Below are 16,058 nucleotides of genomic sequence, written 5' to 3' on the forward strand. Positions count from 1 at the left end.
CGACGCCCGGCACTACCGCAGCCTGGATGGATCGAAGGCCGCGACATCCTCCAGCAGTTCGATGATCCCCGAAACCGCGTGGGCGATCAATTGCTCGCCCCGCTCGGCCGTTGCCGCGGAAGCATCGCCAGCCACGCCCTTTTCGTTGAGGTCCGACATCTTCCAGCCGAAGGCATGCGGGCCATAGGCCCGCAGGTGCTTGTAGTGCTCGGCAAAATCGCTCTGGCGGGAGCCGAAGCGCGCCGCTTTCGCCATATCCACCTTGTCGGGATGAAGCGCCAGCATCACCGACGTCTCGATATCGCCGCCGTGAATGTCGATCGCCTTGTCTTGCGGCTTGATCCAGCCGTCCGGCTGCCCAAAGCGCGTCCAGCTCGTGGCGACGGCCAGCATGTTGAACTGCACCCGCGCTTCCGTCGCGACGATCGTCATCAAGGGCGAATTGCCGCCATGGGCATTCAGCATGACGAATTTGCGGATGCCCTTTTGGTGCAGTTGCTGCGCCATCCCGAGCCACCGTCCTACCGCCTCGTCATAGGCGAGCGATCGGGTGCCGGCCACGTCCATGTGCTCGATCGAATAGCCGACCGGTTCCGCCGGTAGGAAGGTCACGGGCAAAGCGGGTGGCAATCGCGGGATCAACCGCTCGACCAGTCCTTCGGCGATTAGCGTGTCGGTGTCAAAGGGCAGGTGCGGTCCATGCTGCTCGGTCGCGCCCAGTGGAAGCACGGCAATCCACTCTTCCCGGGCAGCAGGCGGAAGATCGGAAACATTGTTTTTCCAACGGGGTGCCGGGAATGCCATGCTTGCTTCAGTCCTTCGCTCGTACTTGCGGCCGGGGTGTTAATCGAGTCATACAGTGGAAGAGTGGCCGTGCAAGAAATTTGGTGGAGGACCGATGGGAAAGAAGAGCAAGGCCGAGAAAAAAGCCAAGGGCAACAAGAAGAAGAACCACGACGTTGCCGTCGAGGCTCAGGATCTTGCCTCCGTGCTGGTGCAGGCGGCGCGCTCCATGCGCACCGTGCTGTCGCGTAATCTGATCGAAAGCGGTCTTTATGCCGGTCAGGACGGCGTGATGCTGGCGCTCGCCGAAACCGACGGGCTGACGGCAGGCGTGCTGGCCATGAAGCTTGGCGTCAAGGCGCCGACCATGACCCGCACGATCGGTCGCATGGAAGCCCAGGGTTTTCTGGAACGGCGGGCTGACGAAGAGGATGCCCGCCTGACGAAGGTCTATCTCACCACGCTCGGCCGCGATCGGCTCCAGACGATTGCCGCCGCAGGCAAGACCTCAGAGGAAATTGCCACCAGGGGGCTGAGCGAAAAGCAGATCAAGACGTTGATGAAGCTGCTGCGCGCCGTCGACGGCAATCTCCAGAGCACGGACGCCGCGGAATGATTCTGGAAAACCGCCTTTAATTTGGCGATTGCAGCGTCAATTTAAACAGTTTAAAGAGGATTTAAAAATACGGGTGCCTAGCCGGCCGACTTGATGGGGGAAACGTGGCGCAGAAGATCAAGCTCTCAACCATTGCCGAAACGCTTGGGGTGTCGACGGCGACCGTATCACTGGCATTGCGCGACAGCCCGCTCGTTGCTGCCATGACCCGGGACAAGATCAAGGACCAGGCGCGGGCGCTTGGTTATATCTACAACCGCCGAGCCGCCAGCCTGCGCACCTCCCGCTCCGGCATCATCGGCGTCGTCGTGCACGACATCATGAACCCCTTCTACGGCGAAATCCTCAAGGCCATCGAGGCAGAACTCGATCGCGACCGGCAGACGTTCATTCTTTCCAATCACTATGATTCCGTCGAAAAGCAGCGAGCCTTCATCGAGACCCTGCTGCAACTGGGCGGCGATGGCGTCATCATGTCGCCGGCCATCGGCACGCCGCCAGAAGATATCCGGCTTGCCGAAGACAATGGCATGCCGGCAGTGCTGATCGCCCGCTCGATCGATGGGCTGGACGTACCGATCTTTCGCGGTGACGACGCCTATGGCATTTCGCTCGCCACCAATCACCTGATCAGTCTCGGGCACCGCGTGATTGCCATGGTCGGCGGCACGGACCTGACATCGACCGGTCGCGACCGCTATCAGGGCTACGTCAATGCCTTGCGCAAGGCCAATATCGATGTCGACCCCGACCTGCGCATTCCAGGTCCCCGCTCCATGCAAGGCGGTTTCGAGGCGGCGGTGCATCTGCTTTCCCTGCCGCAGAAGCCGACCGCGGTCGTCTGCTGGAACGATCTCGTCGCCATTGGCATGATGAACGGCATTGCGCGCGCGGGTCTCGTTCCCGGTCGCGATGTGTCGGTCACCGGTTACGATGACCTCGAGGAAGCGTCGATCTCCACGCCCGCATTGACCACCGTCTGGAACGGACAGTCGGACGTGGGCCGCAGTGCTGCGCGCGCGCTGCTCGACAAGCTCAACGGCAGCCACGAGCCGGACGGTATCCACCTGATCAAGCCCGAAATGCGGATTCGCCAGTCGACCGGGCCGTTGCGGCCCAATTCATCCGAATAAGGCGATCCGATCCCGGAAGGAGCGAAAGATGCCGCATGGCCGTCCCCGTATTCTTGTGCCCGGAAGGATGAGCAAGCGTGTGCTCGATCGTCTGCCGGATCACTTTGCGCCGGTCTTTGTCGCTGCCGCCGATCCCGCGCTGATTACCGCTGGCATGGCTTCCAGTGTCTCGGGCGTTGCGGTGCAGGGTAAACTCCCCGCCGATTTCATGGATGCGTTCCCCAACCTCGAAATCATTGCCAATTTCGGCGTTGGCTATGACGGCGTCGATGCCGGACACGCGGCGAAACGCGGTGTCGTCGTCACCAACACGCCGGATGTGCTGACGGAAGAGGTGGCGGATACGGCGATCGGCCTGCTCATCAATACGGTGCGCCAGCTTCCTGCCGCCGAGCAGTGGCTGCGGCAGGGGCGCTGGGCGAGGGAGGGCGCCTTTGCCCTGTCGCCGCTGACACTGCGCGGCCGCACGGTCGGCCTTTACGGGCTCGGCCGCATCGGGCTGGCAATCGCCAGGCGCCTCGAGAGCTTCGGCCTTTCCATCGCCTACCATACCCGCACGCCGCGCCCGGGCCTCTTTTACCGGCATTTTTCGACGTTGAAGGCAATGGCGGAGGCGGTTGACACGATCATCGTGATCGTGCCGGGCACCGAAGCCACCCGCAGAACCGTCAATGCGGAGGTTCTGCAGGCGCTTGGACCGCAGGGCGTGCTGATCAATGTCGGGCGTGGCACGACCGTCGATGAGGCGGCGCTTGCCGATGCGCTGCAGCGTGGTGTCATCGCCGCTGCCGGCCTCGACGTGTTCGAAAACGAGCCTTATGTGCCGGACGCTCTTCTGGCGCTACCGAACGTTTCGTTGCTGCCGCATGTCGGATCGGCCTCGCAGGCAACGCGCAACGCCATGGCTGACCTCGTCGTCGACAATCTGATCGCCTGGTTCGAGACGGGCACTGCGCTGACGCCGGTCGTCGAGACACCGTTCACCCGCAAGACGGCTTAAAAGGACCGTGCGTCAGGTCGTAACCTTCGAGGCCGCATAGGCGCGAACCGCGTCGCCGAAGGCCTGAAACAGGGTCGATGACGGGCGATCCTGGCCGACCCAGTATTCCGGGTGCCATTGCACGCCGACGGCAAAGGCTTTCGCGTCGATCACCGACACGGCCTCGATCGTGCCGTCTTCGGCGACGGCCTCGACGGCGAGACGCGGTGCTGCCTCGGAGATCGCCTGCCGGTGCAGCGAATTCACCTGCACCTCGCCGGTACCGAGAACGGAAGCAAGGCTGCTTCCTTCCTTGACGATGACCTTCTGGCGGATGCCGTAGGCGATATCGAGCTTCTGCACGTCCGGCTTGCGGTGATCCCACATGCCGGGCCTGTCCTGGATTTCGCTTGCCAGCGTGCCGCCAAGCGCGACGTTGAGCTCCTGTATGCCGCGGCAAATGGCCAGCAACGGCACACCGCGCTCAAGCGCCCGCCGGATCAGGGGAAGGCTCGTTGCGTCACGGCCCGGATCGAACGGTCCGTCCGCTTCGGTTGCCTGCTTGCCGTAGAGCGACGGATGCACATTGGTGCGCGAGCCACTGACGAGCACGCCGTCGACACGGTCGAGAATATCATCGGCGTCGTTGCCGGTCTCGAGTGCCGGCACCAGGAACGTCATCACGCCGGAGCCTTCGACGGCAGCGCGGACATACTGATGTGGCGTGGCATGCCAGACGTTGCCGTCAAAGGTCCTGAAATCGGCCGGTATGGCAACAACAGGTTTGGGCATTGCGGGTCTCCAGCTGCGGCTTCAGTCCCGTGGTCTCGCCGACTCGAAGCCTCGTTTCGCGTCCTATTGCCATTGCTCTCAGGCGCGGGGCAAAGTCAACTCTCCTCGTCACCAGGAGGTTTCCGTCCCTCGTACAGGGACCGGTCAGATTTAGCCTTGCTGCTCCTGTCCTGATAGGCTGGATCCGCTTGCCAACTCTCCGGCGTTTCCGTGACCCTCGGTTGCGTCCCTTATGTCGCAGGCGCGCCTCCCGGTTTTCGTTGCGCTTAGCTGTCACATTGTGTAAGGGCAGCTATGCGCAATTGACAGCTTGCGGCGCGTGGACGCGCATGCAATGAATTTTGAGACGAGGCATGGTGTCCGTGAGCCTGATAGGCGCGGCGCCATGGTATTTCAGGGAGACATGCATCATGGCTGAACATCATTCAGGACCGGTCGAAACGGGCGCTCCGATGGATTATTCCGAACACGAGAAGACCTACAACTTCTTCCTCGAAGCAGCGAAGTTCGGAACGCTTTTCTGCGTGGCGCTGCTGATCGCCATGGCCGCCGCCTTCTTTACCAGCGCCGGTTTCTTCACCGCGCTCGTGCTGTTCGTCCTCCTCAACGTCGCCGGCTTCGTGCTTCTGCGCTGATCGGCTTTCCAAAGTTTTGACGAAGACGGGCACCTGGGAGTGAGGTGTCTGTTTTCCCGTGGCCCGGCAGTTCCGGGCCTGGAAGAGCATGCGCGCCACCGCCATTGACGGCTTTGCGCGACTATCGAATGTGCGGGTATGGGAAGCCTGGCGGTGGTCCGGCTGCTTTCCAAAAGCCCGTCTCAGGGAGGGGAACCCGTGGCAGAGATCGTATTCATACCCCTGGAGAGCTTTTCCGGTGAAGGTCGCGTTGCCGCGTCGCCCGAAAGCGTCAAGAAGCTCAAGGCACTTGGTTTCGACGTCGTTGTCGAGGCGGGCGCCGGGTTGCTGTCGCGTATACCTGACGGCGAGTTCGAGAAGGCCGGTGCGCGGATCGGCTCTGGCGCTGATGCGGCGAGCGCCGATGTGGTGCTGAAGGTACGCCGGCCGTCATCGTCCGAGGTCGCGTCCTACAAGTCCGGCGCCATCGTGCTGGCGATCATGGATCCCTACGGTAACGGTGAGGCGCTGGCAGAGATGGCGAACGCCGGTGTTTCCGCCTTCGCCATGGAACTGATGCCGCGCATCACCCGGGCGCAGTCGATGGACGTCTTGTCGAGCCAGGCGAACCTTGCAGGCTACCAGGCTGTGATCGATGCGGCCTCCGAATATGACCGGGCGATGCCGATGATGATGACGGCGGCAGGCACGGTACCGGCCGCCAAGGTGTTCGTCATGGGCGCCGGCGTTGCCGGCCTGCAGGCGATCGCCACGGCACGGCGTCTCGGCGCGGTGGTCTCCGCCACCGATGTGCGCCCAGCATCGAAGGAACAGGTCGCCTCGCTCGGCGCCAAATTCATCGCCGTCGAGGACGAGGAGTTCAAGGCGGCCGAAACATCCGGCGGCTACGCCAAGGAAATGTCGGCGGAATACAAGGCCAAGCAGGCGGCGCTGACAGCCGAGCACCTAGCCAAGCAGGACATCGTCATCACCACGGCGCTGATCCCCGGCCGCCCGGCGCCGCGGCTGATCACGCGCGAGATGCTCAAAAGCATGAAGCCCGGCTCGGTCGCCGTCGATCTCGCCGTCGAACGCGGCGGCAATATCGAGGGCGCGGTCGCCGATCAGGTGGTCGAGGTCGAGGGCGTCAAGGTCGTCGGTTATTTGAACGTGCCCGGCCGCATCGCCGCCTCCGCCTCGTCACTCTACGCCAAGAACCTCGTGACTTTCCTCGAGACGATGGTGAGCAAGGAAACCAAGGCGCTAACCCTCAACACCGAGGACGAACTCGTCAAGGCGACGATGCTGACGCATGGCGGCGCGATCGTGCATCCGAATTTCGCGCCGGCCCCGGCCGCAGTCACCGCTTGAAAATTGGAAAGGGCGGTTCCGGTGCTTCGGGGGAAGCGCTGCCGTCCAAGGGAGATGTTTGATGGCCAATGACCTTCTCGACAAGGCGATCGGCGACCTCGACCGGGCGGTCGAAGCGGTGCGCACGGCAGCCGAATACGTGCCGGAAGCGGCGGGCGTCGCCGCCCACGGGCTGACCGGTGGGGCGATAGACCCCTTCGTCTTCCAGCTGGCGATCTTCGTGCTGGCGATCTTCGTCGGTTATTATGTCGTCTGGTCGGTGACGCCTGCCTTGCACACGCCCTTGATGGCCGTCACCAACGCGATCTCCTCGGTCATCGTCGTCGGCGCGCTTCTGGCGGTCGGCATCTCGGCCTCGGGTCTTGCCACCGGCTTCGGCTTCGTGGCGCTGATCCTCGCTTCGGTCAATATTTTTGGCGGCTTCCTGGTCACCCAGCGCATGCTCGCCATGTACAGACGCAAAGACAAGTGAGGCGGCCCTGATGTCACCCAATATCGCAGCCTTCCTCTACCTCGTCTCCGGCGTGCTGTTCATCATGGCGCTGCGCGGCCTGTCGCACCCGACCACCTCGCGCCGCGGCAACATCCTCGGCATGACCGGCATGGGCATCGCCATCGTCACGACGCTGCTTCTGGCGACGCCGTCGCTCAGTGGTTTTGCCCTGATCGTCGTCGGTCTTGCCATCGGCGGCGGCGCAGGCGCCTATATCGCCCGCTCGATCGCCATGACCTCGATGCCGCAGCTGGTCGCCGGCTTCCACTCGCTGGTCGGCCTTGCCGCCGTCCTGGTCGCAGCCTCGGCGCTCTATACGCCGTCCTCCTTTGGCATCGGCGAGATCGGCTCGATCCATGCCCAGGCTCTGGTCGAGATGGCGCTCGGAGTCGCCATCGGCGCCATCACCTTCACCGGCTCGATCATCGCCTTCCTGAAGCTCGACGGACGCATGTCGGGCAAGCCGATCATGCTGCCGTTCCGCCATCTCATCAACATCGCGCTCTTGCTGCTGATCGTCTTCTTCATCATCGGCCTCGCCGTCTCGGAAAGCCATTTCGACTTCTGGGCGATCGTCGCCCTGTCACTGGCGCTCGGCGTGCTTCTGATCGTGCCGATCGGCGGCGCCGACATGCCGGTCGTGGTCTCGATGCTGAATTCCTATTCCGGCTGGGCCGCCGCCGGCATTGGCTTCACGCTCGGCAATCTGGCGCTGATCGTCACCGGCGCGCTGGTCGGCTCGTCCGGTGCGATCCTCTCCTACATCATGTGCAAGGGCATGAACCGCTCGTTCATCTCGGTCATCCTTGGCGGCTTCGGCGGCGACAACGGCGCTGTTGCCGGCGATGATGGCACCCAACGCACGGTCAAGCAGGGCTCGGCCGACGATGCCGCCTTCCTGATGGCCAATGCCTCCAAGGTGATCATCGTGCCGGGCTACGGCATGGCGGTTGCCCAGGCGCAGCACGCGGTGCGCGAGCTTGCCGATGCGCTGAAGAAGAACGGCGTCGAGGTGACATACGCCATCCATCCGGTCGCCGGCCGTATGCCCGGGCATATGAACGTGCTGCTCGCCGAAGCCAACGTACCCTATGACGAGGTGTTCGAGCTGGAGGACATCAACTCGCAATTCGCCCAGGCCGACGTTGCCTATGTCATCGGCGCCAACGACGTCACCAACCCGGCCGCCCGCGACGACAAGACCTCACCGATCTACGGCATGCCGATCCTCGACGTCGACAAGGCCAAGACCTGCCTGTTCGTCAAGCGCTCGCTCGGCTCCGGCTATGCCGGCATCGACAACACGCTGTTCTACAAGGACGGCACCATGATGCTGCTTGGCGACGCCAAGAAGATGACCGACGATATCGTCAAGGCGATGAACCACTGAGCTGGTAACGGCCATCAAAAAGGTAAAATGCCCGCCGGTGAGGCGGGCATTTTTGTGACTGGAGATCAACAAGATCAGATCGCAGCTGGGGCCAGCGTCATCTTTTCGACGCCGATGGCGATGTTCAGTCCTTCCTGGACCTGAATATTGACCGGCTGCAGAACGAAATTTTTGTTCAGCCCGCCGCCGAGCACCTTGGCTCCGGCGCCGGCGGCAAAGCTCGCATCGGCGCCGATGCCGTAATATTCACCGCTCAGCGGAAATTCGGCGTCGCTTACACCCGTCTTGGCGAGCACTTCCCAGATCATGACACTCTTGCCGGTCTGGCCGACGTCGATGCCGAATTTCTCGATTTTGCCGTCATAGATTGCGGCAGGACCGCCGGAGGCTGGCGTATAGGTGCACCTTAATGCCTTTTCGGAACTGATGATCATACCCACTCCGCCTTGCGACTCGCAGACCAGCCGGCCGAGGGTCATATAGTTGGCGGCGCTGACTGGCACGGCCAACAGGGAGGCGAGGGCCGCGGCGATGATTGCTCGTTTCAACATGATCTTTACTCCTGTTCGAGCGGCGACCCGCCCATCTGGGTGGGCCGGCAAAATCGCGACTTTGCGTGCAGCGCATGCCCAGGCCGTTGAGGGGCGTGGCCAGAGGCATGCGGCAAATGACGACCCGTTAACGGCCGGGATCGGCGATGGTTCCGCGTTGCGGCAAATGCGCGGCAACAAAAAACCCGCCGGTGGCAGCGGGTTTCGTTCGATCCGTCGGTGATTGAAGCGTGCGCGGGGGGCTTCCGTTACGCACCGGCCTTGACGCGGGCGAGGCCTGCGCGGGCAAGCTCGTATTTAGGGTCGAGCTTGAGGGCATAGGAATAGGATTTCGCAGCCTTCGCCTTGTCGCCGCGGCGCTCATAGACAAGGCCCTGGTTGGCCCAGGATTCGGCGATCTTGCCGTTCAGGGTGATCGCCGTGTTGAAGTCCGAAAACGCGTTGTCGTCGTCGTTCATGGCAACATAGGAGATGCCGCGGCCGTTATAGGGCTCGGGTGAATTCGGCGCCAGCGAGATGGCGGTCGAGAAGTCTTCGATCGCCTGCGTGTGCTGTTTGCGCGCCTGATAGATCAGGCCGCGATTGTGATAGGCGCGCGGATCGGTGGTGTCGAGTTCGATGGCCTTGTTGAAATCGTTGAAGGCCTGGTCGAGCTGGCCGGCCTGGCGGTAGAGGTTGCCGCGACCGATGAAGGCGACGTCGTATCGAGGATTGAGCTGCAGGGCCATGTTGTAGTCGGCCTGTGCCGCTGCCTGGTCGCCCATGTTGCGCTCGACCAGCGCCCGGTTGGCATAGGCCTGGTAGAAGCGCGGATTGAGCTCGATCGCCTTGTTGAAGTCGGCAAGCGCCCGGCGGAATTCGCCGGCGCGGCCGTAGGCCGAACCGCGGACATTGTAGCCTTCCGGATCGCTCGGATTGGCCGAGATCACGCCGGAGAGGGAGGCAATGTTCTGCTCGGACCCTTGGGCCCGCTCGACGCGCATCATGTCGCTCGACGTTTCCGCCGTCGTGCAGCCGGAAAGCGTCAGTGCGGCGGCGACCGCCAGCATGGAGACAAGAGCAAAACCGCTCCGGGTGGCACGCGCGGCGCAAAGGCCGGAATGATCGGAAAAATCCGCAGTCTTGGCAGTCAATGTCAAGATTGTTCCCTCAATAAAGCGAAGCCTCGGGCGCATGCCCTGAACCTCAAGAGGCGCATCGGGCGACTATGCGCAGTTTCAAACTCGAGGAGCAACTCAAAGCATCGCCGTGGATGCCAGCTCCATGTCGGCAGACATTGCGGCACGCCAGGCGCGCCATTCGCATGCGTCCGAATGTTCATCCGGCCACACAAGGTTTGAGCCGGCCTGACGGCGGTTCAAACAGAAAAGGCGGCGGCGACCATGTCGCCCCCGCCGGATTTACGCGTGTTATGCGCGGGAAGCGCGGATCAGCGTGCCGGAGCCGCAGTGCGGCCGCCCGAAACCAGACCTTCGCGCTGTGCGCGCTTGCGAGCCAGCTTGCGAACGCGGCGAACGGCTTCGGCCTTTTCGCGGGCGCGCTTCTGGGACGGCTTCTCGTAGTAATCGCGCATCTTCATTTCGCGGAAAATGCCTTCGCGCTGCATCTTCTTCTTGAGTGCGCGAAGCGCTTGATCGACGTTGTTGTCGCGGACTAGTACCTGCACGTTAATCCCGTTCCTTTGGTTTCGAGTGGTCGCCTCATGAAGTCAGGTCAACGAGGCAATAAAATAGGTTCGCAGAGCCAGAAGCCCTACGATTGAAAAGAGCGGATACCAGATCGATCCGTCAAAGTCCAGACACGACTTGCGCGGGCCCATGAATTTTGCGGGACAGCCGTGGTTTTCCGGCAAACCCCGTTCTTTGGTCACGACGGTGCCATATGGCGCGTGTCAGGTCCGGTCGTTCGAGCGTCTGGATATCGTGATCGAAAATCTACAGGCGGCATGTCGCAACTCGTGCGACTCGCGCCGTCTCGCGTCGCAAAAGAAACGTTGCGGAAGTTCGGGATTTGCGATTTCTAGCATCGACCAAGGAAATTCACCGGCCTTACGGCGGGACCCACGGAGTGTGAAGGCGGATGCGCAAATATTCGGTTTTTGCTGTCGCTCGCGAAGCGATGCGCGGCCACAGGGGATGGGAGGCGCAGTGGACGTCGCCCGAACCGCGCAAGGAGTATGATGTCATCATCATCGGCGCCGGCGGCCATGGCCTCGGCACGGCCTATTACCTCGCCAAGGAGCACGGCATCACCAATATCGCCGTGCTCGAGAAGGGCTGGCTCGGCGGCGGCAATACCGGCCGCAACACCACCATCATCCGCTCCAACTATCTCTATGACGAAAGTGCGGGCATCTACGACCACGCGCTGAAGCTCTGGGACGGCCTCAGCCAGGATCTCAACTACAATGTCATGTATTCGGCGCGCGGCGTCATGATGCTGTCGCACAACATCCATGACCAGCAGGTTTTCAAGCGCCACATTCATGCCAACCGCCTGAACGGCATCGACAATGAATGGCTGACGCCGGAGCAGGCCCAGGAATTCTGTCCGCCGCTCGATATTTCCCGCACAGCCCGCTATCCGATCAACGGCGCTGCCCTGCAGCGGCGCGGCGGCACGGCCCGCCACGATGCCGTCGCATGGGGTTATGCCCGCGCTGCCGCCGACCGCGGCGTGCACATCATCCAGAACTGTGAGGTGACCGGCCTTCGCCGCCATGCCAATGGTGCGATCGCCGGCGTCGAGACCAACCGCGGCACCATCGGCGCCAAGAAGGTCGGCGTCGTCGCTGCCGGCCATACGTCGGTGCTGATGGAAATGGCCGATGTGCGCATGCCGCTGGTCAGCTATCCGCTGCAGGCGCTGGTGTCGGAACCGGTCAAGCCGATCTTCCCCTGCGTCGTCATGTCGAATACGGTGCACGCCTATATCTCCCAGTCCGACAAGGGCGAACTCGTCATCGGCGCGGGCACCGACCAGTATTCGTCCTATTCCCAGACCGGCGGCCTGCAGATTATCACCCATACGCTGGATGCGATCTGCGAGCTCTTTCCGATCTTCCGCCGCATGAAGATGATGCGCTCCTGGGGCGGCATCGTCGACGTGACGCCGGACCGCTCGCCGATCCTGGCGAAAACCCCGGTTCCCGGCCTCTACGTCAACTGCGGCTGGGGCACCGGCGGCTTCAAGGCAACACCGGGCTCGGCCAATGTCTTTGCCCACACCATCGCCAATGACGCGCCGCACAAGATCAACGCGCCGTTCACGCTGGAACGCTTCCGCACCGGCCGCCTCATCGACGAAGCGGCCGCGGCCGCTGTTGCGCATTAAGGGGAAAACACCATGCTTCTGATCTACTGCCCCTATTGCGAGGAAGAGCGTTCCGAGCTCGAATTCCGCCAGGCAGGCGACGCCCATATCGCCCGTCCCACAAACATGACCGAGATGACCGACGAGGAATTCGAGGCATTCTTTTTCCTGCGCGACAACGTCAAGGGCCTGACCTACGAGCGCTGGCGGCACCTGAACGGCTGCGGCCGTTTCTTCAACGCAGCCCGCGACACCGTTAGCGACAAGTTCGTGACGACCTACAAGGCCGGCCTGCCGAAGCCCGATATCAGCACGCTGCGCCCGGCCACGGAAGCGACAGTCGAAACCTATGAAGCCACGGAGTCCAATGCGAAATGAGCGGCGCCAATCGTATCCCCGGTGCAGGCCGTCTCACCCCTGCAAAGACTGCGCGTTTCCTCTTCGACGGCAAGAGCTATGCCGCGCTTGAAGGCGACACGGTCGCCTCCGCGCTTCTCGCCAATGGCGTCCATCTCGTTGGCCGCTCCTTCAAGTACCATCGCCCGCGCGGCATCGTCTCGGCAGGGGTCGAGGAGCCGAATGCCCTGATCGGCGTGGAGCGTGATGCTGCCCGCAAGCAGCCGAACGTGCGCGCCACGGTTCAGGAAGTCTTCGACGGCATGAAGGCGATTTCGCAGAACCGCTGGCCGTCGCTCGCCTTCGATGTCGGCGCGGTCAACAACCTATTGTCGCCCTTCTTTGCGGCCGGTTTCTACTACAAGACCTTCATGTGGCCGAAGCAGGCCTGGAAGCACGTCTATGAGCCGCAGATCCGCGCCGCCGCCGGTCTCGGCGTCTCGCCGACCGAGGACGATACCGACCATTATTCCAGCCGCTACGCCCATTGCGACGTGCTGGTGATCGGCGCCGGTGTCGCCGGCCTTTCGGCAGCGCTTGCCGCCGCCAGGACCGGTGCGCGCGTCATCATCTGCGACGAGCAGGGGCAAGTCGGCGGTGCGCTGCATTTCGACAAGAGCGTCACCGTCAACGGGCTCGAGGGCTACACCTGGGCTCAAGCGACTGCTGCCGAATTGGCTGAGATGGAGAACGTCACCGTCCTGCCGCGCACGACCGCCTTCGGCTACTACGCCCAGAACTTCGTCGGCCTGACGGAGCGCGTCACCGAACATCTGGCCAAGCCCGACAGGAAGCTGCCGCGCGAGCGTCTCTGGCAGGTCCGGGCCAAGCGCGTCATCATCGCCACCGGCGCCATCGAGCGTCACATGGTGTTCGCCAACAACGACCGCCCCGGCATCATGCTGGCCTCTGCCGCCCGCACCTTCCTCAATCATTTCGGCGTCGCCATCGGCAAGAAGATCGGCGTCTATACGGCCAACGATTCTGCCTATGAAGCCGCCTTCGACCTCAAGCGCGCCGGCATCACGGTTGCGGCGATCGTCGACAGCCGCGAGAAGCCGGGCGAGGCGGTTCTGGCAGAGGCGCGCAAGCTCGGGATCGAAGTTCTGGCAGGCCATGCCGTCGTCGATACCGCCGGCAAGCTGCGCGTCGCCTCGATGTCCGTTGCCCGCAATGGCGGCGGCCGTGCCCGTTCGATCGCCATCGATGCCCTCTTGGTTTCGGCCGGCTGGACGCCATCGGTCCACATGTTCTCGCAATCGCGCGGCAAGGTCGCCTACGACTTCGAAAGCCAGCGCTTCCTGCCTGGCACCTACGCGCAGGATTGCCTGTCCGTCGGCGCCTGCAACGGCACCAACGACCTGCAGGCAACCATCGAGGAATCGCTGGCGGCCGGCGAACTGATGGCGAATGCATCGGGCTTTGCCGCATCGCAGAAGGTCGAGGTTCATGGCAGCAACGCCTTTGCCTGGACCGGCGGCATGGCGGGGGCCGCCGAAGGGGCCGGACCGGACACGACCGTCAAGGCCTTCATCGACTTCCAGAACGACGTCTGCGCCAAGGACATCCGCCTTGCCGTGCGTGAAGGCATGCACTCGATCGAGCACATCAAGCGCTTCACCACCAACGGCATGGCGACGGACCAGGGCAAGCTCTCCAACATCCATGGCCTGGCTATCGCTGCCGAAACGCTCGGCCGCGAAATCCCGAAGGTCGGTCTCACGACCTTCCGTGCGCCCTATACGCCGGTGACCTTCGGTGCGCTGATCAACCATTCGCGCGGCGAACTGTTCGACCCGACCCGCAAGACGCCGATGCACGCGCTTGAGGAGCAGATGGGCGCCGTCTTCGAGGATGTCGGCCAGTGGAAGCGCGCCTGGTACTATCCGCGCGCCGGCGAGGACATGCATCAGGCGGTCAACCGCGAATGCAAGACCGTGCGCGACGTTGCCGGCGTCTTCGATGCCTCGACGCTGGGCAAGATCGAGGTGGTCGGCCCGGATGCCGCTCAGTTCCTCAACCTGATCTACACCAACAGCTGGGATACACTGAAGCCCGGCCGCTGCCGCTACGGCATCATGCTGCGTGAAGATGGCTTCATCTATGACGACGGCGTCGTCGGCCGCATGGCCGAGGACCGCTTCCACGTGACGACGACCACGGGCGGTGCTGCCCGCGTCATGAACCACATGGAAGACTATCTCCAGACGGAGTTCCCGCATCTCAACGTCTGGCTGACATCGGCCACCGAGCAGTGGGCCGTCATCGCGGTGCAGGGTCCGAAGGCGCGCGAGATCATCGCGCCGCTGGTGGAAGGCATCGATCTTTCCAACGAAGCCTTCCCGCATATGAGCGTTCGTGAGGGCAAGATCTGCGGCGTGCCGACCCGGCTGTTCCGCATGTCGTTCACCGGCGAAACCGGCTTCGAAGTCAACGTGCCCGCCGATTTCGGCCCGGCCGTCTGGGCTGCGATCTGGGAGCGGGCGGCACCGATGGGCGCCTGCGCTTACGGCACCGAGACGATGCACATCCTGCGCGCCGAGAAGGGCTACATCATCGTCGGACAGGACACCGACGGCACGGTGACCCCGGACGATGCGTCGCTCAACTGGGCGGTCGGCAAGAAGAAGCCGGACTTCGTCGGCATCCGCGGCCTGCGCCGCCCCGATCTGGTGGCGGATGGCCGCAAGCAACTCGTCGGCCTTCTGACCAAGGATCCGAACGTGGTGCTGGAAGAGGGCGCACAGATCGTCGCCGATCCGAACCAGGCGCTGCCGATGACGATGATCGGGCATGTCACCTCGTCCTATTGGTCGGAGAATTGCGGCCGGTCGATCGCGCTGGCGCTGGTTGCCGGCGGCAAGGCGAAGATCGGGCAGACGCTCTATGTGCCGATGCCCGACAAGACGATCGCCGTCGAGGTGAGCGACATGGTGTTCTTTGACAAGGAAGGAGGCCGCATCAATGGCTGATCTGATTGGGGCTGATCTGATTGGGGCTGATCTGGCAACCCGTACCCTGCCGCTCGCCGGCTTCCATGGCGGCTCCAGTGCCGCCGTGCTCTCGGCCGCAGCCCCGGCAACCCGCCTGTCGTTGCGGGCCAAGCCGGACGCCGTTTCGGCGCTTTCCCTCGCGCTTGGCCTGTCGTTGCCGATGAAGGCCAAGAGTTCGGCCTCGGCGCATGGCCGCCACGCGCTGTGGCTCGGTCCCGACGAGTGGCTGATCATCGACGAGAACGGGGCCGACCTGATGACGGCGGTCGTATCGAGCGGCGTGCTCCATTCGGCGACCGATATCTCCCACAGGAACACCGCCGTCATCGTCAAGGGGCCGGGCGCGGAAGTCGCGGTCAATGGCGGCTGCCCGCAGGATCTGTCGCTGGCGGTCTTCCCGGTCGGCGCCTGCTCGCGCACCGTTCTCGGCAAGGCGGAAGTCGTGCTTTTCCGCACCGCCGAGGATACGTTCCGGGTCGAGTGCTGGCGGTCGTTCTCGCCTTACGTTTCCGGGCTTCTCAGTGAAGCCGCCGAGGATGCGGGCAACTGATACGTCATGCCGGGCTCATACGGGTTCCGGTTAGACTGCTGTACCGCGCTCCTGCGAGCCCCTCATCCGGCCCTTCTTGTTTGAG

General features: G+C 63.2%; 16 protein-coding genes. 11 read left to right on the forward strand and 5 right to left on the reverse strand.

What is annotated here, in order from left to right:
• Positions 1-12 precede the first annotated feature (12 nt).
• Positions 13-804, reverse strand: a complete 792-nt coding sequence (locus ACSQ2Z_RS04045; protein ID WP_436080024.1) for a creatininase family protein — start codon at positions 802-804, stop codon at positions 13-15.
• A gap of 94 nt (positions 805-898) precedes the next feature.
• Between ACSQ2Z_RS04045 and ACSQ2Z_RS04050 the strand changes: the two genes are divergently transcribed.
• From ACSQ2Z_RS04050 to ACSQ2Z_RS04060, 3 genes are all read left to right on the forward strand, one after another.
• Positions 899-1,399, forward strand: a complete 501-nt coding sequence (locus ACSQ2Z_RS04050; protein WP_436080025.1) for a MarR family winged helix-turn-helix transcriptional regulator — start codon at positions 899-901, stop codon at positions 1,397-1,399.
• Between the two features lie 104 nt (positions 1,400-1,503).
• Entirely contained in the window at positions 1,504-2,532 is a 1,029-nt protein-coding gene (locus ACSQ2Z_RS04055; RefSeq protein WP_436080026.1) for a LacI family DNA-binding transcriptional regulator, read from the forward strand.
• Between the two features lie 28 nt (positions 2,533-2,560).
• Positions 2,561-3,532: a 2-hydroxyacid dehydrogenase gene (locus tag ACSQ2Z_RS04060; RefSeq protein WP_436080027.1), complete on the forward strand. Its 972-nt coding sequence runs from the start codon at positions 2,561-2,563 to the stop codon at positions 3,530-3,532.
• Positions 3,533-3,544: 12 nt separating this feature from the next.
• Here ACSQ2Z_RS04060 and ACSQ2Z_RS04065 read toward each other — a convergent pair whose 3' ends face one another.
• Positions 3,545-4,303 (reverse strand): gamma-glutamyl-gamma-aminobutyrate hydrolase family protein, encoded by a 759-nt coding sequence (locus tag ACSQ2Z_RS04065; protein WP_436080028.1) that lies wholly within the window; start codon positions 4,301-4,303, stop codon positions 3,545-3,547.
• 410 nt (positions 4,304-4,713) lie between these two features.
• On the opposite strand from ACSQ2Z_RS04065, the gene ACSQ2Z_RS04070 reads away from it, so the two are divergent.
• From ACSQ2Z_RS04070 to ACSQ2Z_RS04085, 4 genes are all read left to right on the forward strand, one after another.
• Positions 4,714-4,938 carry an aa3-type cytochrome c oxidase subunit IV gene (locus ACSQ2Z_RS04070; protein WP_436080029.1) on the forward strand — a complete coding sequence of 75 codons (225 nt, stop codon included), beginning with the start codon at positions 4,714-4,716 and terminating at the stop codon, positions 4,936-4,938.
• A 198-nt stretch (positions 4,939-5,136) separates the two neighbouring features.
• Positions 5,137-6,288 (forward strand): Re/Si-specific NAD(P)(+) transhydrogenase subunit alpha, encoded by a 1,152-nt coding sequence (locus tag ACSQ2Z_RS04075; protein WP_436080030.1) that lies wholly within the window; start codon positions 5,137-5,139, stop codon positions 6,286-6,288.
• Between the two features lie 61 nt (positions 6,289-6,349).
• On the forward strand, positions 6,350-6,760 hold the full coding sequence (locus ACSQ2Z_RS04080; RefSeq protein WP_436080031.1) for a proton-translocating transhydrogenase family protein: 411 nt from the start codon (positions 6,350-6,352) through the stop codon (positions 6,758-6,760).
• 10 nt (positions 6,761-6,770) lie between these two features.
• On the forward strand, positions 6,771-8,171 hold the full coding sequence (locus tag ACSQ2Z_RS04085) for an NAD(P)(+) transhydrogenase (Re/Si-specific) subunit beta (RefSeq protein ID WP_436080032.1): 1,401 nt from the start codon (positions 6,771-6,773) through the stop codon (positions 8,169-8,171).
• Between the two features lie 74 nt (positions 8,172-8,245).
• Here the strand turns inward: ACSQ2Z_RS04085 and ACSQ2Z_RS04090 are convergent, their stop codons facing one another.
• From ACSQ2Z_RS04090 to rpsU, 3 genes are all read right to left on the reverse strand, one after another.
• On the reverse strand, positions 8,246-8,722 hold the full coding sequence (locus ACSQ2Z_RS04090; protein WP_436080033.1) for a DUF992 domain-containing protein: 477 nt from the start codon (positions 8,720-8,722) through the stop codon (positions 8,246-8,248).
• A 248-nt stretch (positions 8,723-8,970) separates the two neighbouring features.
• Positions 8,971-9,855: a tetratricopeptide repeat protein gene (locus ACSQ2Z_RS04095; RefSeq protein WP_436082974.1), complete on the reverse strand. Its 885-nt coding sequence runs from the start codon at positions 9,853-9,855 to the stop codon at positions 8,971-8,973.
• Positions 9,856-10,151: 296 nt separating this feature from the next.
• Positions 10,152-10,388, reverse strand: coding sequence for a 30S ribosomal protein S21 (gene rpsU / locus ACSQ2Z_RS04100; RefSeq protein ID WP_037120916.1), 237 nt, complete (start codon positions 10,386-10,388; stop codon positions 10,152-10,154).
• 413 nt (positions 10,389-10,801) lie between these two features.
• Between rpsU and ACSQ2Z_RS04105 the strand changes: the two genes are divergently transcribed.
• From ACSQ2Z_RS04105 to soxG, 4 genes are read left to right on the forward strand one after another with little or no spacing between them, the layout of a single operon-like run.
• Entirely contained in the window at positions 10,802-12,055 is a 1,254-nt protein-coding gene (locus tag ACSQ2Z_RS04105) for a sarcosine oxidase subunit beta (RefSeq protein WP_436080034.1), read from the forward strand.
• Positions 12,056-12,067: 12 nt separating this feature from the next.
• Positions 12,068-12,412 carry a sarcosine oxidase subunit delta gene (locus ACSQ2Z_RS04110; RefSeq protein ID WP_018327970.1) on the forward strand — a complete coding sequence of 115 codons (345 nt, stop codon included), beginning with the start codon at positions 12,068-12,070 and terminating at the stop codon, positions 12,410-12,412.
• Positions 12,409-15,402, forward strand: coding sequence for a sarcosine oxidase subunit alpha (locus tag ACSQ2Z_RS04115; protein ID WP_436080035.1), 2,994 nt, complete (start codon positions 12,409-12,411; stop codon positions 15,400-15,402). Before ACSQ2Z_RS04110 ends, ACSQ2Z_RS04115 begins: the two co-directional genes overlap by 4 nt.
• Positions 15,395-15,973 (forward strand): sarcosine oxidase subunit gamma family protein, encoded by a 579-nt coding sequence (gene soxG, locus ACSQ2Z_RS04120; protein ID WP_436080036.1) that lies wholly within the window; start codon positions 15,395-15,397, stop codon positions 15,971-15,973. The genes ACSQ2Z_RS04115 and soxG overlap by 8 nt, the downstream gene beginning before the upstream one ends.
• Positions 15,974-16,058: the final 85 nt, after the last annotated feature.

Origin of the sequence: Pararhizobium sp. LjRoot235 (assembly GCF_964254145.1) — a bacterium.
In the GTDB taxonomy this organism is placed as follows: Bacteria; Pseudomonadota; Alphaproteobacteria; order Rhizobiales; family Rhizobiaceae; genus Pararhizobium.

What these genes read in the sequence shown, in the direction of transcription:
- ACSQ2Z_RS04105 (WP_436080034.1), top strand. Translation starts at nt 10,802, where the DNA reads ATGCGCAAATATTCGGTTTTTGCTGTCGCTCGCGAAGCGATGCGCGGC.
- ACSQ2Z_RS04065 (WP_436080028.1), bottom strand. Translation starts at nt 4,303, where the DNA reads ATGCCCAAACCTGTTGTTGCCATACCGGCCGATTTCAGGACCTTTGAC.
- ACSQ2Z_RS04070 (WP_436080029.1), top strand. Translation starts at nt 4,714, where the DNA reads ATGGCTGAACATCATTCAGGACCGGTCGAAACGGGCGCTCCGATGGAT.
- ACSQ2Z_RS04090 (WP_436080033.1), bottom strand. Translation starts at nt 8,722, where the DNA reads ATGTTGAAACGAGCAATCATCGCCGCGGCCCTCGCCTCCCTGTTGGCC.
- ACSQ2Z_RS04085 (WP_436080032.1), top strand. Translation starts at nt 6,771, where the DNA reads ATGTCACCCAATATCGCAGCCTTCCTCTACCTCGTCTCCGGCGTGCTG.
- ACSQ2Z_RS04110 (WP_018327970.1), top strand. Translation starts at nt 12,068, where the DNA reads ATGCTTCTGATCTACTGCCCCTATTGCGAGGAAGAGCGTTCCGAGCTC.
- soxG (WP_436080036.1), top strand. Translation starts at nt 15,395, where the DNA reads ATGGCTGATCTGATTGGGGCTGATCTGATTGGGGCTGATCTGGCAACC.
- ACSQ2Z_RS04060 (WP_436080027.1), top strand. Translation starts at nt 2,561, where the DNA reads ATGCCGCATGGCCGTCCCCGTATTCTTGTGCCCGGAAGGATGAGCAAG.
- ACSQ2Z_RS04050 (WP_436080025.1), top strand. Translation starts at nt 899, where the DNA reads ATGGGAAAGAAGAGCAAGGCCGAGAAAAAAGCCAAGGGCAACAAGAAG.
- ACSQ2Z_RS04115 (WP_436080035.1), top strand. Translation starts at nt 12,409, where the DNA reads ATGAGCGGCGCCAATCGTATCCCCGGTGCAGGCCGTCTCACCCCTGCA.
- ACSQ2Z_RS04045 (WP_436080024.1), bottom strand. Translation starts at nt 804, where the DNA reads ATGGCATTCCCGGCACCCCGTTGGAAAAACAATGTTTCCGATCTTCCG.
- ACSQ2Z_RS04080 (WP_436080031.1), top strand. Translation starts at nt 6,350, where the DNA reads ATGGCCAATGACCTTCTCGACAAGGCGATCGGCGACCTCGACCGGGCG.